Here is a 23,604-nt window from a genome sequence, read left to right on the forward strand (position 1 = left end):
ATGGCTTATAACGTGCCTGCCATATATTCGCGGCGTTTACGCTCACCTTCGATGTAAGCTAACCATTGGTTTGCCATTTTCTCAGCGCTTTCAAACTCAGAAGCCGCTTCAAATGCTCCCTGGGCATCCGCTAGGTTATCGAGATTAAATAGAACCAATCCACGCAACACCTGAGCATCGGCCTTCTTTTTAAAGTCTGCATCATTCAACGCTGAGTCGACATTGCTCAGTGCCTCATCCCACTCCTGGCGCTCGGTATGAATTTGTGCCAGTTTGTAGAAGTCTTTACCGGAGGATGACATTTTAGCCGCCTGAGTCATAACCTTGATGGCGTTGTCGTATTCTTTAGCAATCATCCACGCATCACCTAACAGCGACAGATTTTTCGCATTAATCTCGATCTGCTCGGCTTTCATACCATCAGCCATAATCTGAGCCGCTTTATAAGGTACTTCCTGACCTAACAAAGCCTGGGCCAGATTTACCAGTTCAGACTCATTGGTGAGCAGGTTCTGCTCGTGTGCCGCTTCGAGCGCTGACAGTTCCTTTAATGGCATATTTAATTCACTGTACACCGCCGCCAGCTGCACCCAGTACTGAGCCTTTGGGTACAGCGTTGCCAGATCCTGAAGACAACGTGCCAGCGCTTTAAAGTCTTTATTCTGGTAATACACCGCACGTTCCAGCATCAGCCAGTTTTCACGTGGATTTTTGCCTTTGGCTTTTTCACCGGCAATCGCCACTTTTACGTCTGGCAACGCTTTTTGGTATTGCTCGAGTTGGAAATAAATCTGAGCACGTAAAATGTGTGCTTCACCGCTTGGCTTTTCAACCAGAGAGAACCATTCATTCAGCGGTTTCAGTGCTGCTTGATAGTTTTCCTGCATCAGATACAGCTTGGCAATACTGTATAACGTGCCCTGCATCAGGCTGTCAGGAATTTTCTTACTCGCAACCACCTTTTCATACGACTGAATTGCAGCGTCGTAGTTTTCCTGGTTAAAGTAAACGTAAGCGAACATATTATGCGTCATCGCTTTTTCATAACTGTTACGCTTACGCTTTTCCAGAGACGTCAGACTTCCCAAGGCTTCATCGTATTTTTTTTCGTCCGCCAGTACACGAGCTTCTTCAAGCTTCTTGTAGATTTTCGGCCGTAAAGTCTGAGCGCGCTTTACGCGACGCTTCTTCTTTTTTTCAACCTGCTTCTCAGCATTTTCACCGCCCGATTGAGCGGCCTGAATCTGACTGACGGGCGCTGTCGCAAAAATCAGCACCAATATCATGGCGACGAGTGCTTTTACAGACAGAGCTTTTGATGACACGGTAGCAACCGGAAATTTCATAACGGCCTCCTGTTACCTTTTCTTTTTGCTGCTTTTATCAAGCTCAAAGCGAATAATGTTACGCACACCGGTCACTTCGATGGCTTTTCCATTTTCGATTTTTGGCTTGTACTTAAACTTCTTCGCGGCATTTAACGCAGCGCGATTAAAAATATTTGCTGGATCCGCTTCGATCACCATTGGGTTAATCACAGTACCCAGCTTGGATACGGTAAATTCAACCACCACATAACCTTCGATGCCTTTTTGCGCAGCGCGTCGTGGATAGGTGGGCGCAACTTTGACGATGGGCAAATATTCACCATCCCCTGAACCGCCACCTAAACCGGCATCAACATTTAGGTCAGTGCCAATATCAAAACCACCAATATCAAAACCGTCGGTCGATGCCTGGGCCAGATCCGGCGCTGGCATATCCGGTTTTGGCGGCTCTTGTGGCGGCGCCGGTGGCTTTTGTGGTTTGCGCTCTTTGGTCTGAACGTCATCATCCGGCTTTTGCATTACAAAACTCTCAATGCGACCGAAATCCTGTTCATTCAGTACCGAGCCTCCGCTGCTGATCAGGCTTTGCATCACCCAAAACACCGCGAAGGTTGCTGCACCGGCAACCGCCAGCGCTGAACCAAAACGAACCAGGGAGGACTGCAACATGCTAGTTTGCCTCCGTGGACAACGACACGTCGAAGACACCAGCTGCCCGCGCAGCATCCATTACCGCAACCAATTTAGCCGTCTTGGCTTCTTCGTCAGCCTGAATAACCACCGAACCTTGTGGATTCTCAGCACGTAAACGCTCGATATTGGCGCGAACCTGAGATTCATCCACCCGGCGTTTATCAATCCAGATTTCACCAATGTCATTAATCGCAATCAGAATGTTGGCACGTGGCTTAGCTTGCGCAGTGCTGGCATCCGGACGATTCACTTCAATACCGGATTCTTTTACAAAAGAAGCGGTAACAATAAAGAAGATCAGCATAATAAAAACCACGTCCAACATTGGAGTGATGTCGATTTCGCCGTCTTCAGCTTCCTGAGCGATGTTTGAAAAACTACGTCTCATAATTTCATTCTCATTTTTAAGCACTTCTGATTCAGTGCCTATAACCTTTGTTTAAGGAGCATTTCCGAGGCAGTTGATACAAGACAAAAATTTCGAGAAATTTTTAACGCCATAGCAGCAACGCAGGTAGCTCCCTTTACTTAGTGGTCAAAAGTTAGTTGGTCTTCAAGGTGAATTTTTTCACGCTTGATGTAACGGTCTAATAACGATTGGGCGAATACCCCGGTGATGGCGCCAACCATACCTGCCATGGTTGGAATCGTTGCTTTGGAAATACCGGATGCCATCGCTTTCGGACTGCCGTTACCAATAAACGCCATCACATCGAAAACTTCGATCATGCCGGTTACTGTGCCTAACAAACCGAATAACGGTGCCAGGCCAATCGCCATTTTGATGGTGCTCATGTTGGCAGTCAGATCGCTGCTGAGCTTGCCGATCAGATCCTGACGAATCTGATGGGCATGCCAGGAAGTACGCTCTGCACGGCCTTCCCATTCTGAAACGGCTTTTTTCAAATCAGAACGGTGTACAAAAGAGAAGAACACCACACGCTCTAAAATCAGTAGCCACAGGATAAAAATCAGTCCGAAGATGCCGTAGAGGATGATTCCTCCACGCTCCATAAACAGATAGACCGGTTCGTAAATTTCAGTGAACATCTATCTCACCAATCCGCTATTAAGCTGCTTTCGCAGACGTTTGCTGTTCAGATTGACGCGCCAGGATACCGGTGGCGCGCTCTTCCAGAATCATCATCAGTTCACGAGAGCGGTTGTTGGTTAAGGTATGCAGGAATACACATGGAATTGCTGCAACCAGACCCAGAACCGTGGTCATCAGTGCCTGAGAAATACCACCGGCCATCAGTTTCGGATCACCCGTGCCGAACAGAGACATGGTTTCAAATACATCGATCATGCCGGTTACCGTACCCAGCAGACCCAGCAGTGGTGCCACGACAGAGATGATTTTGATCCAGCCGATACCGCGCGTCAGACGAGGAATCTCTGCGGCAATCGCTTCGCCCAGGTGTAATTCCAGTGTTTCAGTGTCAGCGCTCTGGTTGGCTTTAAATACCGCCATGACACGGCCCAGTGAATTGCCTTCGTCCGGTGTGTCCGATTGCATTTGCTTGTAAACACGGCTTCGCTCAGCGAACAGAACAATCATGCGCCATACCGCCAACAGAATACCGATAACGGCCAGACCCAGAATGATGTAACCAACCACACCGCCCTGATCTACACGGTCACCCAGCTCAGGCGACTGGCCCATAATTTTTAATAACTGACCACGGGAAGGATCGATCCAGAAACCGGTCAGAGCGGAACCGGAGGTGCCTGCTAATTCGGCCGCCGGACCGTTGTAACGGGAACCCGGTTGCTTATCGAGTTCTACCAGACGTGCGGACTCCAGATCCCAGTTAATGTAGTTGCCGTTGGATACAACGTTAAAGCCACCAACACGGATCACCTCTTTTTTAACCGTTTCACCGGAAGGCATAACCACATCAGCGTTATATTGTGCGATACGACCAGAGAACGTCGCTTCACGCTGCATTTCAAACCACAGACGTTCCAGCTGATCAATCGACGGTAATTCAGAAGAAGAACCCGCGGTTTTAATCAAGTTAGTCAGGAATTCATTACGGCCGGGTAATTCGCTGGAAACCACAGAGCCTTCAAATACCGCCTTGGTATCGCCAGCCACTTGCTGCAGCACACCAAACAATTCTTTTAACGAACCTAAACGGTTAGTCAGACGCTCCTGAGCATCGGCAACTTTGGTTTCATTTTCCTGAAATTGTTTTTCTTTTTGCGCACTCAGGCTTTCCAGACGCGCGCGCTCTGCAGTCATTTCTGCAACCATACGCTCCTGCTCAGCCTTAGAGCGGTTGAAACGAGTCAGACGTTGATTGAACTCTTTATCATCACGTGCCTGTCCCTGTTTAACCAGATTCAGCAGCTCATCAACAGATACAGAATCGGTAGCCTGAGTGGCTGGACTGAAAGAAAATGCCAGAGCGGCAGATAAAAATAATGCTTTAATTTTCATGACATTTTCCTCTTAGTTTGCAGCCAATGGTGCAGCAACCGGCACTTTGATCAGATCCGGAGCAGCCTGCTCACGGGCGATACGAATACCCGCCATCAGCTTGCTCTTGTAAGCTGGGTCTAATGTTTCCCAGGCATTGTTTACGGTGTTCCAGACACCCAGGTCCTGACCGTCGAGAGATTGGTACATCAGAGAGATACGACCAACGCGCAGGAAATCTACCTCACGTTGCTGACCGTTCACATCCAGCGTACCGCGGTAAGATTCGATGGTGCGACCGTAATCGATTTCTGCCTGATAGGCTTCCATAACCTTGCGGTATTTTTCCGCAACCGTGACGTCACTGCGGCCCATCATGCGCTTCAGCTTTTCAACACGCTCAGCACGTTCTTCTTTCAGAAACGGCACATCGGCGCGCACAAACTGATCCACCGCATCAATCATACGCAGCATCAATGGCGTGATCTGACGCTCAACCAGCGTCACGTTTTTAATACTGGCTTCGATTGAAACCAGCTCTTTTTCCTGGGCCGCCAGCTGCTTATTCAGCTGTTCTACATATACATTCAGCCCTTCAACTTCTTTTACCAGTCCGCGGTATTCACGCTCACTGGAACGAATACTGTTATCGATGTTGTCGATTTTTTGCTGAGACTGCTGCGCTTTGTTTACGCGCTTAACGCCTTTATCCAGAGCGCTATCAACGTTGGCTGCAGTTGCACCGAAAGTAACACCTGCGGTTAATACAGCGGCTGCCAGGATATTACGAGTTCGCAGTTGCGTAGGCATAATTCTTTACCCGTTAAAACTGTTCTTTGCCTGCATTGGCAGGCCCCCAAATTCAGAGCGCACGATACTGCAGTTCTGTGACACTTATGTGACATGACAGTTAGATTTCAGATATATGACAGGCTTTATTGGGGACAAATTAAACGGGAAATAAGGTGAAAAACGATTAGAAATACAGGCAATAAAAAAACCCCATCCTCAAGTGAGGATGGGGTTATCAGCGTTCAGTCATTCAGTAAGTTTGAATTACTTAGCAGTTCCGTCAACTTCAACAGAAGCGATATTAGCGGATACTGCACCAATAGCAGTTTCAGCCAGATTGTCATTCAGAGTTACAGAAGTCAGAGAGTTCAGACTACCTAAAGTGTAACTAGAACCGTTCTCCAAAGTAGCGGTAGTACCACAGTAAACGTTAACGAATGCTTTATCGATAGCGTTGCTGTTAGCTTTTGCCACAGTACTTTGAACAGTGTCATCATCGATATAAACACACTTGTCGATATCACCAACAATCAAAGTGTTTACAAATACACCCTCAGAACCTTTCTTCAAGTGGATGCCATCACCAATGTTACCTGCACCGTAAGTAGCAGTGCTAAGGTCAGCAATAGCAGTCACGTTTGCAACTGTCGGGTTAGACTCTTGGTAGTCAGATTCATTTGCATCGCCAGCAGTATCCATTTCAAATGTATGGTTGCTAGATTTACTCTGGTTTTGAGTCTGAACAATCAGTGCATATTGAATGTTACCAACGTAACCTTCGTCCCAGTCGATATTGTCATCGCGAATTGCCGTCAGAACTAAGTGTTTAGCATCTACAGCGCCGCCGAAGAATTCAACACCGTCGTCTTTATTGTTGTGTACCTGGACATAGTCGATGGTTGTGCCATAGCCAACACCCATAAAGCCAATACCATTCAGCTCATCACCATTGGCAATCTCAAGACCAGCCTCTGTTACGATTACGTATTTCAGTGAGCCAGAGCTATCTGAGTTATCGAAGCCACCAAAGAATCCAGACGCACCTTCACCAGCGATGTTACATACAGTTTCAGTTTTGAAATCACCGCATTTGTTATGGTAGGCATAACCTTGCAGAACTAAACCGCCCCACTCTTCATCAGCACCAAAGTTATCTGTGGTAGTGATACCAGACATTACAATAGGCTGAGATGCTGTGCCTTCAGCCATGATTTTCGAGCCACGAGTAACTACAAGTGATGAACCTGCTTTGTTCATCATTTGAGTACCAGCTTCCACGGTCAAAGTAACGTTTGCAAATTTAGTAGATGAGGTTTGCGCACCATTACCATTACCAACATTCACACGGTCAACCATAGACCAAACAACATTGTTGTTCAGAGTCGCATTTGAAGTCAGTGTGCCTGAGACTTCACACACAACGAATTGTTTGCCATCTAAAGTAACCGTTGCAGTGCTTTCTGATTGCTGAACCTCAACCAGGTCACCAGCGATTGAAGGACATGCAGTTGCAGGTGTAATACCAGCCATGCTTGGAGAATAAGTAACATTCGGAGTGAATGTACCTGCTGAACCTGAAGCAGTATCGATTGCCGCAGCAGTTGCAGGGTAAGAACCCGGCAGCGCGAAGCTGTACCACTCAGTAGTTGCCGCTGGATCTACAGCACCTACATAAGTCGTTTGGTCAAAAGTGAAGTTAGGGTTAGCGCTGGTATTGTATTCTGCAGCGTTGCCACCACCTTTATTATCATCTTTATTGTTATCACTATTGTCGTCGCTACCACAACCAACAACAGCTGCAGCCAACAGGCTTACAGATAAAGCTTTCAGCAGTTCTTGTTTCATTAGAATCTTCCTTATTAAGGCAATATTAATGTCTAAATTTTAATTGCTGCGCAATATTATGCGCAGCATATGACGTTTATGTGACGAATACAGAAATATTAAAACTGGTAAGAAAGGCTCAGGTTAATCTCGCGACCTGGCTTATAGCTCTTGGTCAAAGATCCACCTTGAGTTTCCTTAACTTCAGAATCAGTAATATTTTTTAGAGATAGTTTTAGAGCCAATTGATCGTCAAGCAATGGCTGCTTAAAGTTTGCATCAACAACCATTCTTGGCTCTCTGAATTCATCCTTGAGAACATCGCTGGTAGTTACAGCACTTAAACTCTCACCCGTGTAGTTAACAACCAATGTATATTCGCGCCCGGACTCAAGCTCATCCATTGCAACCTGTAGGTTACCCAACATATCCGGCTGCCCCTGCATTCGACGGCTCCGATCGAAATTTCCGGAATCAGTAAAGATATCAATTTCGGTGTCGAAGTAAGCAAAATTACCTGTTAATCGATATCCTATATTTTCGGTATCAATACTCTTCGATGCTGAAAACTCGATTCCCTGGGCGTATGCATCACCATTATTATCAAACGAATATAAGACATCATTTGAGCTACCCGAAATAACGGTAGAAGTTCGTTCAATGGCATCTTCGAAGTCTTTTCTGAAGATAGCGACGTTAATACTTTCATCGTCTGAAAAATAATACTCATAACGTAAGTCAAGACTTGTCACAGTAGACTCTGTTAATGATTCATTACCAACATACCGATCACCTGAAACTGAGTCTGTAAACTGGGCAGGTGCAACTTCACGGAAGTCAGGTCTGTTAACAGCAGTGCTAAAAGCGAATCGAACCTGGGAGTCTTCAGTAACGGAGTAAGTACTATTCAAACTAGGATAAACATCATTATCCTCGATCTTTGCAATGGTTGGTGTATCGCCTGCAGTTTTTATATCCATCTTACTGTCTTCCAAGCGAACACCCAGTTCGACAGTAAATACGTCATACCACTCCAGCGTTGGCATCAGATATAAAGCAGAATAATCCCAATTACCTGTGTAAGAAGCATTGTCATCAGAATTATTACGTACGCTGAAGTAACCTGCCTCGAAGTTTTTATTTGTTAATACGTTGGCGATATCTTGCTCTGCTCTAACAGCTTCAGGTAAAGCTGTTTCACGGTCATATTGAAAGGAATGACTTTCAACGTCACGCTCTCGGGTTAATACACTAAGACCACTGGCCAGCTTTAATTGATATTCAGATTCTTCGATCAAATTAATCAGGCCATCTAACCTGAAATGAACAGAATCATCATCCAAATCCGTCCAGTCACGCTTAGGCTTCGTAGAAAAATCGATTTCGGATGTTGCGCTTCGATCATCAGCCAGTGGATTAAAGCTATTATCAATCGGGTTGTTAACATCTGCATCAAACAAGCGATAAGAACGACTGTCTGGCACGTACATCGACGCATTTGCCAGAGTTAAGCCCCAGCCTAATTCAGCACCATAGAAATCATCAAAGAAATGTTCACCAACAAATTGTTGTGTGAAGAACTTGCGCTCTTGCCATGTGTACTCGCGTTCAATCACAAAGTCTCGGTCTTCACCTCGAACACCAACTTCTTCAACATTATCTGCCTGTGTTTGGCGCAGCATTAATGTATTAGAGTTTATGGTGTAATTATCAGAGACCAAAGATAATGTTCCACCAAAGCTTAGATCAATAAGATTAACCAAGCGATACTGAATATATTCATCGGCTTCCTGAACCTTCGTTCGACTCGCTGCTTGGTAGTTTGCCCGGTCAGTTTCGTTGTATTCCCAGCTATTAGAGTAACGACCAGTAACCTTGTAAGCGACTGTTCCGGTCTCAGTCTCAGCAATTAAATCGCCTAAACTCAATTCGATGCCGACATCAGGAGAGATATCCTTTTTGGCGGTTTTCCATTGTGATAATTCGAGAGTATCTGCACCGTCCTTTCCTAAAGCTTCACCGGTTAGGTTTTTCGCTGAGGAAGAAAGATCTCGGTCTGAACTACCAAAACCAAGGAATTCATTACCAGATGTCTTTTGAGCATTGACTGATTCCCCAGTTGTTCCATCGGTATAGCCAAGAGAAACAGATAACTTTCCTTCAAACTCTTCCGGTGCGTCTTTTGTTAAAATATCAATCGTTGCACCAGCAGCATCGGTTGGCCTATTTGCAACAGCAGTTTTTTCAACATTTACGGAAGAAATAATACCGGAAGGGAAAAGATCCAGAGGAACTACCCGACGTGTAGGGTCTGGGCTTGGTACCATCCCACCATTAAATAAAACAGAGGTATAACGTTCATTCAAACCTCGAACAACCGCATACTTACCATCAGCTACCGTCACGCCAGTGACACGTTTTAATGCAGAAGCAGCGTTAGAATCGCCGAATCGAGAAAACTGTTCTGAACCAATTGCATCAAGTACTGCAGAGGCGTCACGTTGTTGAGCAGTGGCTGTTGAAGGAATATAAGAACCAACAGCAACCACTTCTTCGATAACACCTTCACCTTCCAGGCTCAGGTTTAAATTAACGCCGGTGTTCACGTTGCTCATGACACGAACGCCACTCACATCACGCTTACCGTAATTCGGATCGGAGATAACCAGATCGTACTCACCGCGGGGTAATTCGAATGAGAAGAAACCATCTTCATCGGTAACAACCGCTTGTTCAGTACCAGTAACAGAAATACGTGCACCGGAAATCGCACCACCGGTGTCTTCAGACTCCAGGTATCCGGAAATCTGACCTAACGCAGCAGCTTGCTCCTGACCCGGCGTATACAGATTTACTTCCGGCAGGGCTTCACCACCAATCATCTCTACCTGAATTTCTGCATTCTGATCTGCAGTGGCAGTTGCGAAATCGAACTCACCCAAAAATTCACCATACTGAGACAGCTCCACACTGTGACTACCAGCCGGAACAGCAAAAGAAACGAAACCGGATTTGCCCACCAGCTTTTTCTTACCGTTAACCGATACAGCCAGATCCTGTACCGCTTCACCATCTTCAGTTACGTAGAAAACCGCTTCGCCAGCCATAACGCTTGAAGCCAGCATTGCTGAAGCCATTGCCAGCAATAGTCGATTGCGTTTCATTTTGCCCCCTAAAAGGAATACCAGGATTCAGGCAGGCCGATGCTGACCTGCACATTAATGGCGGGCAGTATGTTGCGAAAATGTGACAGTAAAATTACAGAAAACCGAAACGAGCTGACGCGTAATTGTCAGATAGATTTCAGTGACGGCACGATTATTTGATGGGGCAGCTGGCAGAACAGCGCGTACAGGTCGTTATCAATTTTTTTGTCAGCGGCTTCATAGCCAAGGATGTCCAGCGCCCTTGTTAGCGGTAGCGCGGGTTTGTAAGGACGATCTGAGGCTGTCAGCGCATCAAAGATATCACAGATGGTCATGATTTTTGCGCCAACCGGAATCTCTCGTTCCTGCAGGCCGTAGGGATAGCCACTACCATCCAGTTTTTCATGATGGGCTCCGGCAATTTTGGGGATACCGGACAGTTCCGGCGTCCAGGGGATGGTCTCTAAGAAGTTAATTGTGTGTTTTACATGACTTTCAATTTCCAGCCTCTCGGATTGTGTCAGGCTGCCTTTTTTAACGGCGAGAGCCAGAAACTCCCGATCTTTGAGCAGTGGCTTTTCCGTCCCATCAATATCCTGCAACATCAGCTCCTTTACCTGTTGCAGATGTTCGTAAGTACCGTCATCAAGAATGTTAGGCTCATTCGCTTCCTCAACAGCCAGGCGCATCTGCTCAAGATGCTGTAACTGGCCGATTTCTTCCAACGCCAGTTGTTCCTCTTTTTCTGAAGTCAGCTCGCCGCCGCGGCTCAGTGCCAAACGTCGTTGTAGATAGCGATTTTTCAGTGTTTCCCGTTGCAACGCTACCCGATATTGAAAGCGCATGTGTTCCTGAGGGGTTAACTTCTTCGCTTTCACCAGCACATGCTCACGCACCCCTACTTTGCCAAAGTCATGTAACAGAGCGGCGTAGCGTAACTCACGCAGTTCAGGGGGCGAAAAATGAACACTTTGAAACTCTGAAGCAACCGCATCACTGGCAGCCTGAGCTAATGATGTGGTGAGCTCCGCTACTCGAAATGAGTGGCCGCTGGTCGTGGGGTCACGTTGCTCGATGGCACGAACCGACGCCTGCACAAAACCCTCGAACAATTGGTTTACCCGATCAATCAGCAAATTATTTTCAATGGCAACTGCCGCCTGACTGGCCATTGCTTTCAATAACGCTACCAGAGATGCACTGAATGCCAGCGTTTGTTCTTCTGCTTTGGTCGGATCCAGCACACCAACATTAGCGCGCTTGCGGTTGATAAACTGAATAACACCAACGATTTTGCCATCGTGGGTACGCATCGGAATCACCAACATGGATCGGGTCCGGTACCCGGTTTTACGGTCAAAGTCCCGATTAAAATGGAAGCCACTGTCAGGATCGATCTGATAAACATCCTCGACATTCAAAATCTCCTCCGACAACACGCAATGGCCTGCCAGGGATGATTCATCCAGCGGGAAATGCTGCTCCTTAAAATCCACCTCGAGTGAATCGTTCTGGGTCAATTTAAACACCAGTTCCGCTTCATCATGACTGCGGTCGACGAGAAAGATTGACGCTGCATCACATTCTCCAAACCGACGAGCTTCGGCCAGAATCCGTTCCAACAGGCGTTGGTGATCCTGCTCTGCCGATAAGGCCAGACCAATATCCATGAGTCTCTGAAATTGTTCTTGCTGAAATAGAACTCGCGACTGAAACCGCTCGTTATCACGTTTCAGCTGCAGCTGTCTGATTGCCTGATTGAGAATTTGACGCAGCACTGCCACAGGCGCATCACAAGGTAGTAAGAAGTCGATAATTGGGGAGTCGGAAAACGGCGAGGACTGTTCGGCAATAATCACCGCACTCTGCGAAGGCTCAATTGCATCCACCGATGCACCCTGACCATAAATGCACAGGCTTGCGTCGCCTTCAGCAGACCGACTGAAACCCTGCTCGCCGGCAAGCCCCCGTAAGCAGTCTGAAGCCTGTTCTGACAAGCCGGACCAGTATAGTGAAATTGCTTCCGCCACAGGTTTTTTCCGTACGCCGAATACTTAAGTTTCAGCCTAGCAGGACACCCCTTAAATACCAGTTGCGGTCATTGATTGAATAGATTGTCGCTTGTTGGAAAACACCATCAGATCCCTTGGGAAGCTTTAACCCGTTTGGAAAACGCAGATAGCTGTTCTTCAGGCGTTGGCAGCTCATCAAGCAGGCGATTGAGTTCATCAACTTCATCCACCATAAAATCGATGAACATACGGACTTTTTTCGGCAAATACTGGCGCGATGGGTAAGCCAGTGAGATGGGCTCCGGACGATTGACCCAATTGCTGAACAACGGCACCAGATCGCCGTTGAGAATCGATTCGCCTGCCAAGAGGTAAGGTACCCGTCCAATGCCCGCACTGTTGATAATACTGTTCACCATACCTGCCATCATATTGGTCACAATGGTCGGCTCAACTTTTACCTCCATCGTTTCACCCGTCTCGGTATTAATCAGGTTGTATATCTCTGGCTGGATCCCTTCCCCCAGTTTCACACAATTAAGAGAAATCAGGTCTTGCGGAACCTGTGGTCTGCCATGCTCTTTGAGATAATCTGGACTGGCGCACAATAAACTGTCAGTTTCGGTGAGTACTCGGGCAATCAGCGAGGAATCCGGCAACTCTCCGAGAAAAAAGCCGATGTCAAATCCTTCCTGGATCATATTTACTTCGCGGTCGGTATGGACGACCTCAACCCGAACCTCAGGATACAATGCCTGGAACTTGGCAATAAAATGTCCCATTGAACCGCTGCCTGCAACCATAGGCACCATAATACGCAACACGCCATGAGGGGTATGTTCGCGGTCAGAGATCACCTGATGTGCTTCGAGAATTTCATGAATCAAATGGCGACAGCGGTTGTAATAGTCGTTGCCAACCTCAGTGAGGCTCAGTTGACGTGTTGTTCGCTGCAGTAAACGCGAACCAAGGCTGGCTTCAAGATCGGACACCATGCGGCTGACGCGCGATTTTGGCATACCCAGAGACTTACCTGCAGAGGTAAAGCTTCCTTCATCAACCACACGTATAAATACCATCAACTGATTAATATCGAGCATTGCGTCTTACATTCCATTTACACTGAGCCAACAACTTTTCCGCCGAGTATCTGTAATTACCTCTGGAAATCAATCACTTAGATTATTTCGGTCAGTTAACGCCAGATATAGGTTTGAAAACTGCCTTGTGATACTCTAGTCCCACAAAAATAATAATTGGTAAATTCTGATGCGACATTCTCCGGTCAACGCTGGATTGTCACTGCTCGTTGTTACTATGCTGACTGCGTGTGGAGGCTCCAAAAGCCAATCAAACGACGCAACCTCTGATACATCAGAAGGTCCCGATACATCTTTGCCTGTGGCTCTCGACAAGCAGGTACAACCTGCGCTGATCAGCGACGCTGCCTTAAAATCCTGTGTCGAGAAAACCGGTGTTCAAACCGTTGATCAATTGCAGATTCTTGAATGTACTGACAGTCGCATTTCCGACCTGTCGGGTCTGGAGCAATTTCAATCCTTGGTGGTGCTCAATCTCTCCAATAACAACATCACCGACTTAGCGCCTGTCGCCGCTCTTAAGACACTGGCGTCTCTGACGATCAACCATAATGAGATTTCCAGCTTCTCTCCCATTAGTCCGTTACAAAGTCTGAAAACGCTGTCTATTACCCACAACAAGGTGACTGAAATTGGCGACGTAGCAGACATGCAAAACCTGAAAAAGCTGTATGCTGACAACAACCAAATTGCCGATCTGAATCCGGTCATCGACAGCAAACTTGAGTTCCTTGTTGCTCACAATAATCCAGCGCCACTTCCGCATGGCATGCCCAAATCCATTCGCTCGTTTCGTATCTGAGTTAATCGCCGGATCTGTGTTCAGCGCTAAGCAGGTCTGCAGTGGCTCATGCTCTCTGTTTCCGCAGCAACAATCATTGATTGCCGGGCATGAGGCTTACAATTCCTGAGATTATCGGCTACTGTGCCGGATTATTTTGATAGTTCTGTTACCTCGTTATGCTGCGCTTTTTTGAACAACTCATTAATCCTTTCCCACCAGAACATCCCAACCAACCCCCTACTGGTCTGTATGCTTTTTGTCGGCATTACACTCAGGGAATGGAGGCACCACTGATTGTTATGTCAGTGCTGACCGCACTGCTGGCAATACTGGAAGTAACATTGTTCAGTTTCATGGGTGATTTGGTTGATTGGCTAACCAAACAAAACCCAGAGACGTTGTTCGATGAACAAGGTGACAAGCTGCTGTGGATGTCGGCACTGGTGATTATTGGTCTCCCAGCCATCGTTTTGCTACATGCGTTGCTGGTTCATCAGACACTGCTGGGTAACTACCCAATGAAGATACGCTGGCTTGGGCATCGGTATTTGCTGAGCCAGAGCATGAGCTTCTATCAGGACGATTTTGCCGGTCGTCTGGCAACCAAAGTGATGCAAACGGCACTGTCGATTCGTGAAACGGTGATGAAGTTACTTGATGTGCTGATGTACATTCTGGTTTATTTCACCGCGGTATTGGCCATTGTTGCTTCCGCCGATATTCGCCTGATGGTTCCGTTTGTCATTTGGCTGGGCTGTTATGTCCTGATTCAAATGTACTTTGTTCCCCGGTTAAAACAGATTGCCACTGAACAAGCCGATTCGCGTTCAGCGATGACTGGCCGGGTGGTGGACTCCTATACCAATATTCAAACCGTCAAGTTGTTCTCGCACACCCAGCGAGAGGCCAGCTATGCCCGTGACAGCATGGACAACTTTATGGCAACCGTACACCGTCAGATGCGTATGGCAACAGGCTTGAATTTCAGCGTTAACCTGATCAATTATCTGCTGGCATTTGCCGTTGCCGCCATATCCATCTGGCTGTGGCACGATAACGCTATCAGCGTCGGCGCTATTGCTATCGCTATCAGTCTGGCATTGCGTATTAACGGCATGGCCCAGTGGATCATGTGGGAAGTTGGTGCTCTGTTTGAAAACCTCGGCACAGTCGCCGATGGCATGAATACCCTGTCGCAGCCAAAACACATTGAGGATGCCGATAGCGCCACCCGACTTGAAGTCACACAAGGGCATATTGAACTGGATAATGTCCACTTCAGTTATCCGGGTAAACAGAGTGGCCAGGATAAACCGGTATTTGAAGGCCTCAATCTGAACATCAAACCGGGTGAGAAAATCGGCCTGGTTGGTCGCTCAGGTGCCGGTAAATCCAGTCTGGTGAATCTGCTGCTGCGTTTTTACGACATCAGTAGCGGTAGCATTCGCATTGACGGCCAGGACATTAAGACCGTGACTCAGGATAGTCTCCGCGCACAGATCGGCATGGTGACTCAGGATACCTCCCTACTGCACCGGTCAGTGCGGGATAACATTCTTTATGGACGACCGGATGCCACAGAACAGCAACTCATGGATGCCATCACAAAAGCCGAAGCCAACGAGTTTATTCAGGAGCTATACGACCCGATGGGTAACAGCGGCCTGGAAGCTCAGGTAGGCGAACGTGGTGTTAAATTGTCGGGTGGTCAACGTCAGAGAATTGCCATCGCACGGGTGTTACTGAAAGATGCGCCACTGCTGATTCTCGATGAAGCCACCTCAGCGCTGGATTCTGAAGTCGAAGCCGCGATCCAGAAAAGTCTCTACACACTGATGGAGAACAAGACCGTCATTGCCATCGCGCATCGCTTGTCTACCATCGCGGCAATGGACCGACTGATCGTAATGGATCAGGGGAAAGTTGTTGAACAAGGTAGCCACCAACAACTGCTTGAGCTTGGTGGTATCTACGCTCAATTATGGACTCACCAGACCGGCGGGTTTATCGGCGAAGAATAGGAATAAGATGACATGCAAGCAGATATCATTATTGCTGACTATAACTATGTAGAGCATCAACAGATTATTGGTCAGTTGATGAACCAGTACGCTCAGGACCCAATGGGCGGTGGCGAAGCCCTGAAACAACAGGTAATCGATAATCTCGCCATTGAGTTGGCCAAAGTCGCCAATGCCTTTACGGTGCTGGCGATAGCCGAAGGAAATGCGGTTGGCTTAATTAATGCCATGCAGGGCTTCTCTACCTTTAAATGCCAGCCGTTGATCAATATCCACGATGTGATTGTCAGCAGCGCGTGCCGCGGTATGGGTATCGCTCAGAAGATGATGGACAAAGTTGAAGATGTCGCGCGCCAGCGTGGTTGCTGCAAACTGACACTGGAAGTTCTGGAAGGCAACCTGGCGGCTCAGGCCAGCTATCGCAAATCGGGTTTTGCCGGCTACGAGTTGGATCCGGAGATGGGTAACGCCATGTTCTGGCAAAAATTCCTCGATTAATCACCCATCAAACCGCAAGCAACCCTTGATCATAAAGCTGTCACCTTCAGTAACATCTTGTCCTCTTCTGGCGCTTTACAAGGAGCCAGATCATTGACCTACAAGGGTTTTTTCCCTAGAATGCGCGCCCTGAATTCTTCTCCGGTTTACTTCTCCGGCAGAGAAATTCAGCCTCATAAAACACCCTGAAAGAGCAACAGTTCAGGCGGTAATGAGGCAAACAGACAACACCGGGGACGTCTGTTGGTAAACCCAAACGACGGACCAGGATTGCGACTATCTGCCAAGGGCCACACGCCAATAAGCGCAGATAATTCAGGAAAGACGGCGACTGAAACTATACTGGTAAACATTGAATGCTTTGCAATTGTCAGCCGCAAAGTAACCGTATAAAACAGCCCGGATTTCGCGTACTCACTCACATGAAACTGGCCAAAAGCCACCCTGTGAGACGCAACAAAACGCACCAGATTTGATTTGAGTTAAAGGCGGAACGTATGACGATGCAACAAGTCGATGTGCTTCTGGTTGGGGGCGGCGTCATGAGCGCCACACTGGGTACCCTGCTGAAGCGCCTGGATCCATCCCTGAACATGGCAATGGTAGAGCGCCTGAACCGTGTTGCCCATGAAAGCACCGACGGCTGGAACAACGCCGGTACCGGCCACGCAGGGTACTGCGAGCTTAACTACACACCGCAAGGCGACAACGGCGTCGAAATTGATCGTGCATTAACGATCAACGCTAACTTCGAAATTTCGCTGCAGCTGTGGACCAGTCTGGTTGGTGAGGGTGGCTTACCTGAACCAACAAACTTTATTAACACCACACCGCACCTGAGCTTTGTCTGGGGTGAAGACAACGTTGCTTTCTTGCGTGAGCGCTTCGAGAAGCTGAATGCCCATCATCTGTTCAAAGATATGGAATACAGCGAAGACCATGAAGTACTGCGTGAGTGGATGCCATTGGTTATGGAAGGCCGCGACCCAGCCGAAAAAGTTGCTGCAACCCGGGTTAACTACGGTGCTGACGTCGACTTCGGTTCTCTGACCCGTAATATGGTCGCCAATCTGGAACAAAACGATAACTTCGAGCTGATTCTGAATCACGAAGTGGACGAGTTCAAAAAACTGGATAATGGCTGGCAGGTCACTCTGAACAGCCGTGACGGTGACAACCCACGCCAGGTTCAAGCAAAATTTGTTTTCCTTGGCGCCGGTGGTGGCGCACTGCCATTGCTTCAGGCATCCGGTATTCCGGAAGCCAACGGCTATGGTGGTTTCCCGGTGAGTGGCCAGTGGCTGGTGTGTAAAGATCCGGAGATCGTAAAACAACACCATGCGAAGGTTTACGGCAAAGCTGCGATTGGTGCACCTCCAATGTCCGTTCCGCACCTGGATACTCGAATTATTAACGGTGAGCCAGCACTGCTGTTTGGTCCGTTTGCCGGCTTCACCATGCGCTTCCTGAAGAAAGGTTCAAAACTGGATCTGCTTAAATCTGTCAGCCCAAGCAACCTGATGCCAATGATGTCGGTTGGTTTGCATAATATGGACCTGACCAAATACCTGATCAACGAAGTTCGTCAGTCTCACAGCGAACGGGTTGCCTCTTTACGTGATTACTTCCCTTCCTGTAAAGACGAAGATTGGACACTGGCCGCAGCCGGGCAACGTGTTCAGATCATCAAAAAAGACGAACAGGGCAAAGGCAAACTGGAATTTGGCACCGAACTGGTTGCCGCAGAGGATGGCAGTATTGCTGCCCTGTTAGGTGCATCCCCTGGCGCTTCGGTGGCGGCGCAGGCAATGATTGAAGTCCTGGAAAGATGCTTCTCCGAAAAAATGGAATCCGGTTGGTCTGAACGCCTGAAAGAGCTGATCCCATCCTATGGGCAATCGCTGGTTGATGATGGCGAGTTACTGACAAAGGTTCGTGAAAAAACGCTCGATACCCTTCAGCTGGGCTAATCTCAGACTCAGTGAAAGCATAAAAAAACGGAGGTCATACCTCCGTTTTTTTATGCCGGTCGTTATTGCTCGCCGTATTTTTCTGATACCCATTCCGGGTGTTTATAAAGAATGCGCAGATCTTTATGGCGCCATACGTCTCTCAGCATCGATGCCAGCTCGTAGGTTTGGATAAAAAACGGGTTCAGAGGCTTCTCTGGCATCCGGGTAACACCGTATTTAATCTCACCCGCATCATCTTCGTCACGAAAAGTGCCGAATAAGCGATCCCAGATAATAAATACACCGCCGAAGTTACGGTCGATCTGTTCCGGGTTACTACCATGGTGCACCCGATGATGAGAGGGCGTATTAAAGATTTTTTCAATCCACCCCAAGCGACCAACGGCTTCGGTGTGCATAAAAAACTGATAGAACAGGTTGGCCTCAATCGCGATCAGAATCCAGTCTTTATCAAAACCTATCAATGCCAGTGGTACCCACATTAACAGCCAGTTTCCATTTAACGCATTCAGAAAATTCTGACGTAACGCCGTAGACAGATTCATATGTTCCGATGAGTGATGGGTAACATGTACAACCCAGAACCAACGTAATTTATGCATAGCAAGGTGATTGAAGTACATAAAAAAGTCAGCAAGCACAAACAGGATGATAAAGGTCAGCAATGAAGGTTCGGGGTTCCATTGCAATCCGTAAGGCGCGATAACATCGGCAAACGCGGTGATAAAAAGCGCGATGGCGATGCCATCAACAATTTTATAAGAAGCACCGGTGGTCAGATTAGCCAGGGTTTCTTTAATGTAATATCCGGAGTGGCCGGTCTTGCGGTGCATATACCAGGCTTCGAGAAACATCAGCAGGATAAAAACAGCACCAGCGCCGAATATGAATGCTAATGCACGAATCAAATCTTCCATTGTGAATACCTCTTGTTGTTATGCTCGAAATAATAACCCTGAGTATCCAGCAGAGATTGACTTAAACCGCCTTTTTTTTTGACATTTCCTGCCAGCTATTTGATTTTCCTTGTTGTTATGGACGCGGACTTCCGCCAATTAGGTCACCCCATCATCGCCGACATCTCACTTTCTCTGGCGACAAAGTGCCGGTTGAATCGCACAGACCTTAGTCTTATACACAGACAATTTGCACCAGAAAGCTGACCGGATTGACAGGACTCAGTGCTAGTATTCCAGCAGTATCGTCTGACAATGGTAAGGACAATTATGATTCCGGCATGGCAACTGATATCGATATCGGTACTCTATATTGGCGTGTTGTTCTGGGTTGCCTGGTTTGGAGACCGGAGAGCGCATCAGGGTCGTCCGATTCATAATACCGGCCTGGTCTACAGCTTATCACTGGCGGTATATTGCACCTCCTGGACCTTCTATGGTGCGGTTGGACAAGCGGCAACCAGCGGCTGGAGTTTTCTAGCGGTATACGCTGGACCCATTCTGTTTATGCTGTTGTTCTGGCGTTTGCTGAGCAAAATTATTCGCATCGCCAATGAAAAACGCATGACATCAATTGCCGACTTTATTGCAACCCGCTACGGTCGCGATCATAGCCTGGCGATTCTGGTCACCTTGGTGGCTATTCTGGGCGTGGTGCCGTACATCGCCCTGCAACTCAAAGCCATTACCACCAGCTTTACACTGATCACAACGCCATTGGTCAGCGGCTCATCGGTGACGGCATTTTTCTGGCAGGACACCGCTTTTTACATCAGCGCCGCGATGGCGGTATTTGTCATCATCTTCGGCACCCGGGATATTGATGCCAGCGAGCAGCATCCGGGCATGATGCTGGCGATCGCGTTTGAATCGCTGGTGAAGCTGATTGCCTTTATGGCGGTTGGCATCTGGGTCGTCACCTATTTATTTGAAAGCCCGCTGGATGTGATTGAACTGGGTAACAGCGTTGCTCCCGATCACCCGCTGCTGAGCAGCAATCTAATCTCGCTTGCCTTCGTATTGCAGACATTTCTGGCGGGTATGGCAATGCTATGTTTACCCCGTCAGTTTCAGGTCGGTGTAATCGAAAACGAATCCGTTCGCCATGTACAAACAGCCCGCTGGCTCTTCCCCTCTTACCTCGTATTGATGCTGTTATTTGTGGTACCCATTGCGCTCACCGGCCATCTGTTTATGAAAGACCTGGGCTTCACTGCCGATACTTATGTACTCAGCCTGCCAGTGGCATTTGGCCAGGATGCGCTGGCCGTGATTGCCTTTATTGGCGGCGGTAGCGCAGCCACCGGTATGATTATTGTGGCAACCATTGCCATCAGCACCATGGTTTCCAATGAATTGATTCTGCCAGTGGTATTTCGCAGGTCACAACCAAAAACCGAGCTGCAGTTGTCGTCCAACGTTCGGGCTCTGGTATTGACCGTCCGTCGACTGGTCATTGTCGTCATGATCTTTGGTTCCTACTTGTTTTATCGCAGCGTCGGCGAGTTTGAATCTCTGGCAGCGATCGGTTTGTTATCTTTTGCCGTCGTTGCCCAGTTTACCCCGGCATTAATTGGCGGTCTTATTTGGCAGGGCGCCAACCTCAGAGGGGCCCTTGCGGGTATTATCAGCGGTACCTTTATTTGGTTCTATGCGCTGCTGTTACCGGTCATCACCAGCCACTCAGATCAGGGGTTGGCGGCAACCAGTGCTTCCTTCATTAATGGCAATATGGATGACTTCAGCTTTGGTGTGATTCTCAGTCTGACGGTTAATCTGTGCTGCTTTGTGTTCTTTTCGGTGGTCACTAATGCCTCCGTTCGAGAACGTATGCTGGCCAGTGATTTCAGCAGCGCTAAACCAATAATGCAAAGCAACGACATTGCCCCTGGCTTTGATTGTAAAGTCGATGATGTACGGGTAGTGCTTGAACGCGTATTAGGTTTAGAGAAAACAGAGGTTTTTTTCAGCGATTATCAGAAGCGTAACGGTGTTCAATACGATCATTCTCAATCGACCAGTGCACTGTTGTCCGAAGCGGAAAAAACCCTGGCTTCGGTAGTTGGCGCCTCCTCCGCCCGAGTTATTTTCTCCACGTTATTAGGCGGTGAACAACTACAGATTCGGGATCTCACCTTTATCGCCAGTGAGGCAAGTCAGGCATTTTCAATGAGCCGTGAACAATTGCAGGCCGCTGTTGAAAACCTGCACCAGGGAGTCAGTGTGGTTGATCGCCATCTCAATTTAGTGGCCTGGAATCGCCGTTATCAGCAGCTGTTTGATTATCCACCGGGCTTTATCCACGTTGGTAAACCCATTCAGGAAGTGATCGATTTTAATGCCAAAAGAGGGTTCTGTGGCACTGGCAACACAGAGCAGCAGATCAGCCGTCGCATGAAATTCCTGCGCGATGGCTCGCCTCATCAGTTCGAACGCACGCTGCCCGGTGGCCTGGTTATTTCAATGCAGGGACATCCTATGCCAGACGGTGGTTTTGTCACCAGCTTTACCGATATTACGGCCCATCGCCGGGCGGAGCAGGCCCTTAAACAGGCCAATATAAAACTGGAACGCCGGGTGGAAGAAAGCAGTCAGGAACTGGAAGATCTGACTTCACAGCTGATTGAAGCCAATACCAGTAAGAGTCACTTCCTCGCCGCGACCGGCCATGATCTGATGCAGCCATTGAATGCCGCAAAATTGTTTGCCTCTACGCTGGCGCAGCACCAACTCACTGATGAACAGCGTCAATTACTGGAACACCTCGAAGGCTCGCTGCAATCATCGGAAGACGTGTTATCTATTCTCGTTGAAATATCAAAACTGGATGCCGGAGCCATGGAGCCAGACATTCGCCCCATCAATCTCAGCGCCGTACTAAAACCATTGCGCGATGAATTTACAGCGCTGGCAGCAGACAAAGGGCTGGAGCTGCGTTTCCGCGACTGCAACCATTGGGTCATGAGTGATGCTCATTGGTTGCGGCGTATCATCCAGAATTTACTTAGCAATGCTGTGCGTTACACCCAGATTGGTGGTGTGCTTCTGAGCTGTCGCAAACGCGGTGACCTGCTGTCGATCGAAGTCTGGGATACTGGCCCAGGTATCCCAAGAGAGAAACTGAGCGAAATATTTGGCGAATTTAAACGCTTGAATCAAGAAGGCCAGAATACAAAAGGACTTGGTCTTGGGCTGGCGATTGTCGAACGAATGGCAACACAAATGGGGCATAAAATTGCGGTTAAATCCGCTATCGGCAAGGGTACCCGCTTCAGTGTCAGTTTATCGCTGACCGCAGCCGAGCATCAGGCCAAACCAGTTAAAACGAATATGGCAGCCGGAGCGGGCAGCGTTGAAGGGATGAAAATCTTTTGTATTGATAATGACCCGGAAGTACGAACCGGGATGACTGCGTTACTGAGCAGCTGGATGTGTAATGTATACAGTTGCAGCGATATCACTTCTGCCATGGAAGTCCCGTTTAAACCCGACATCATGCTGTGTGATTACCAGCTCGACAATGACGAAACTGGTATTCAGACCATGTCACTATTGCAGGAGAAGTTTAACGACAGACAATTACCCGGGATCTTAATCTCAGCCGATCCACGTCCTGAAGTCGCCCTGGAGGCAAAGAGTCTCGGCTTCTATTTCCTCAGCAAACCGGTTCGGCCTGCGGCACTGCGGGCATTGATCCGACGGCTGGTGAAAACGCAGTGATCAGAACTTTGACAGGGCTGTATTAACCATGCCCTCCTCACAGCGCCCATGATATTCCAGCCAATGGAGAGTATTGCCAGCCAGTACCGCACTACCGGAAACCACCAAAGAGGCAGCGGGTATTCCAATGTACAGCACCAAACAGGCCTCAGCGCTGTCTCCGCACTCAGGCGCACCCAACACTTGGGATTCCAGTGTCAATTGGCGGGTAATCATCTGGCAGTTTTCGGAATAAGACTGGTGTTCTGCCACCTGCGGATAAAAAGCGCAACCCGATGGCAGCGTCAGGATGATTAACAGGCAGATACTGGCGAGATGTCGAAACACGTATT

At 48.1% G+C, this 23,604-nt stretch carries 17 protein-coding genes; 5 read left to right on the top strand and 12 right to left on the bottom strand.

The window, feature by feature from the left end:
* Positions 1-5: 5 nt before the first annotated feature.
* From MK185_08540 to MK185_08585, 10 genes are all read right to left on the bottom strand, one after another.
* Positions 6-1,346, bottom strand: a complete 1,341-nt coding sequence (locus MK185_08540; GenBank protein ID MCH2040667.1) for a tetratricopeptide repeat protein — start codon at positions 1,344-1,346, stop codon at positions 6-8.
* Between the two features lie 12 nt (positions 1,347-1,358).
* On the bottom strand, positions 1,359-1,997 hold the full coding sequence (locus MK185_08545) for an energy transducer TonB (protein MCH2040668.1): 639 nt from the start codon (positions 1,995-1,997) through the stop codon (positions 1,359-1,361).
* 1 nt (position 1,998) lies between these two features.
* Positions 1,999-2,409, bottom strand: coding sequence for a biopolymer transporter ExbD (locus MK185_08550; GenBank protein ID MCH2040669.1), 411 nt, complete (start codon positions 2,407-2,409; stop codon positions 1,999-2,001).
* A 140-nt stretch (positions 2,410-2,549) separates the two neighbouring features.
* Entirely contained in the window at positions 2,550-3,071 is a 522-nt protein-coding gene (locus MK185_08555; GenBank protein MCH2040670.1) for a MotA/TolQ/ExbB proton channel family protein, read from the bottom strand.
* A gap of 19 nt (positions 3,072-3,090) precedes the next feature.
* Complete coding sequence (locus MK185_08560; GenBank protein ID MCH2040671.1) at positions 3,091-4,467, bottom strand: MotA/TolQ/ExbB proton channel family protein; 1,377 nt, start codon at positions 4,465-4,467, stop codon at positions 3,091-3,093.
* A 12-nt stretch (positions 4,468-4,479) separates the two neighbouring features.
* Complete coding sequence (locus MK185_08565) at positions 4,480-5,256, bottom strand: DUF3450 domain-containing protein (GenBank protein ID MCH2040672.1); 777 nt, start codon at positions 5,254-5,256, stop codon at positions 4,480-4,482.
* 246 nt (positions 5,257-5,502) lie between these two features.
* The gene (locus tag MK185_08570) at positions 5,503-7,083 is read right to left on the bottom strand and encodes a hypothetical protein (GenBank protein ID MCH2040673.1); all 1,581 of its coding nucleotides are present in this window, start codon (positions 7,081-7,083) and stop codon (positions 5,503-5,505) included.
* A gap of 98 nt (positions 7,084-7,181) precedes the next feature.
* Entirely contained in the window at positions 7,182-10,082 is a 2,901-nt protein-coding gene (locus MK185_08575; GenBank protein MCH2040674.1) for a TonB-dependent receptor, read from the bottom strand.
* A 272-nt stretch (positions 10,083-10,354) separates the two neighbouring features.
* Positions 10,355-12,238 (bottom strand): GAF domain-containing protein, encoded by a 1,884-nt coding sequence (locus MK185_08580; GenBank protein MCH2040675.1) that lies wholly within the window; start codon positions 12,236-12,238, stop codon positions 10,355-10,357.
* A gap of 107 nt (positions 12,239-12,345) precedes the next feature.
* The gene (locus tag MK185_08585) at positions 12,346-13,320 is read right to left on the bottom strand and encodes a LysR family transcriptional regulator (protein ID MCH2040676.1); all 975 of its coding nucleotides are present in this window, start codon (positions 13,318-13,320) and stop codon (positions 12,346-12,348) included.
* 169 nt (positions 13,321-13,489) lie between these two features.
* Between MK185_08585 and MK185_08590 the strand changes: the two genes are divergently transcribed.
* The 4 genes from MK185_08590 to mqo all read left to right on the top strand — a co-directional run bounded on the left by MK185_08590 (position 13,490) and on the right by mqo (position 18,593).
* The gene (locus MK185_08590; GenBank protein MCH2040677.1) at positions 13,490-14,122 is read left to right on the top strand and encodes a hypothetical protein; all 633 of its coding nucleotides are present in this window, start codon (positions 13,490-13,492) and stop codon (positions 14,120-14,122) included.
* A gap of 158 nt (positions 14,123-14,280) precedes the next feature.
* Entirely contained in the window at positions 14,281-16,125 is a 1,845-nt protein-coding gene (locus MK185_08595) for an ABC transporter ATP-binding protein/permease (protein ID MCH2040678.1), read from the top strand.
* A gap of 12 nt (positions 16,126-16,137) precedes the next feature.
* A complete protein-coding gene (locus MK185_08600; GenBank protein ID MCH2040679.1) occupies positions 16,138-16,623 on the top strand; it encodes a GNAT family N-acetyltransferase in 486 nt (161 codons plus the stop codon).
* Positions 16,624-17,120: 497 nt separating this feature from the next.
* Entirely contained in the window at positions 17,121-18,593 is a 1,473-nt protein-coding gene (mqo, locus tag MK185_08605; GenBank protein MCH2040680.1) for a malate dehydrogenase (quinone), read from the top strand.
* Between the two features lie 62 nt (positions 18,594-18,655).
* Here mqo and MK185_08610 read toward each other — a convergent pair whose 3' ends face one another.
* Entirely contained in the window at positions 18,656-19,513 is an 858-nt protein-coding gene (locus MK185_08610; protein MCH2040681.1) for a sterol desaturase family protein, read from the bottom strand.
* Positions 19,514-19,807: 294 nt separating this feature from the next.
* On the opposite strand from MK185_08610, the gene MK185_08615 reads away from it, so the two are divergent.
* Positions 19,808-23,272 (top strand): hybrid sensor histidine kinase/response regulator, encoded by a 3,465-nt coding sequence (locus MK185_08615; GenBank protein MCH2040682.1) that lies wholly within the window; start codon positions 19,808-19,810, stop codon positions 23,270-23,272.
* On the opposite strand, the gene MK185_08620 is transcribed toward MK185_08615, so the two are convergent.
* Positions 23,273-23,599, bottom strand: a complete 327-nt coding sequence (locus MK185_08620) for a hypothetical protein (protein ID MCH2040683.1) — start codon at positions 23,597-23,599, stop codon at positions 23,273-23,275.
* Positions 23,600-23,604 lie beyond the last annotated feature (5 nt).

The sequence above is a fragment of the Saccharospirillaceae bacterium genome (assembly GCA_022448365.1).
GTDB lineage: Bacteria > Pseudomonadota > Gammaproteobacteria > Pseudomonadales > Oceanobacteraceae > Bacterioplanoides.

Bases quoted from the DNA above. Each gene is read 5' to 3' on its own strand.
- MK185_08555 (MCH2040670.1), bottom strand. From the start codon at position 3,071: ATGTTCACTGAAATTTACGAACCGGTCTATCTGTTTATGGAGCGTGGA.
- MK185_08540 (MCH2040667.1), bottom strand. From the start codon at position 1,346: ATGAAATTTCCGGTTGCTACCGTGTCATCAAAAGCTCTGTCTGTAAAA.
- MK185_08610 (MCH2040681.1), bottom strand. From the start codon at position 19,513: ATGGAAGATTTGATTCGTGCATTAGCATTCATATTCGGCGCTGGTGCT.
- MK185_08565 (MCH2040672.1), bottom strand. From the start codon at position 5,256: ATGCCTACGCAACTGCGAACTCGTAATATCCTGGCAGCCGCTGTATTA.
- MK185_08600 (MCH2040679.1), top strand. From the start codon at position 16,138: ATGCAAGCAGATATCATTATTGCTGACTATAACTATGTAGAGCATCAA.
- MK185_08590 (MCH2040677.1), top strand. From the start codon at position 13,490: ATGCGACATTCTCCGGTCAACGCTGGATTGTCACTGCTCGTTGTTACT.
- MK185_08585 (MCH2040676.1), bottom strand. From the start codon at position 13,320: ATGCTCGATATTAATCAGTTGATGGTATTTATACGTGTGGTTGATGAA.
- mqo (MCH2040680.1), top strand. From the start codon at position 17,121: ATGACGATGCAACAAGTCGATGTGCTTCTGGTTGGGGGCGGCGTCATG.
- MK185_08615 (MCH2040682.1), top strand. From the start codon at position 19,808: ATGGTAAGGACAATTATGATTCCGGCATGGCAACTGATATCGATATCG.
- MK185_08595 (MCH2040678.1), top strand. From the start codon at position 14,281: ATGCTGCGCTTTTTTGAACAACTCATTAATCCTTTCCCACCAGAACAT.
- MK185_08550 (MCH2040669.1), bottom strand. From the start codon at position 2,409: ATGAGACGTAGTTTTTCAAACATCGCTCAGGAAGCTGAAGACGGCGAA.
- MK185_08570 (MCH2040673.1), bottom strand. From the start codon at position 7,083: ATGAAACAAGAACTGCTGAAAGCTTTATCTGTAAGCCTGTTGGCTGCA.
- MK185_08545 (MCH2040668.1), bottom strand. From the start codon at position 1,997: ATGTTGCAGTCCTCCCTGGTTCGTTTTGGTTCAGCGCTGGCGGTTGCC.
- MK185_08560 (MCH2040671.1), bottom strand. From the start codon at position 4,467: ATGAAAATTAAAGCATTATTTTTATCTGCCGCTCTGGCATTTTCTTTC.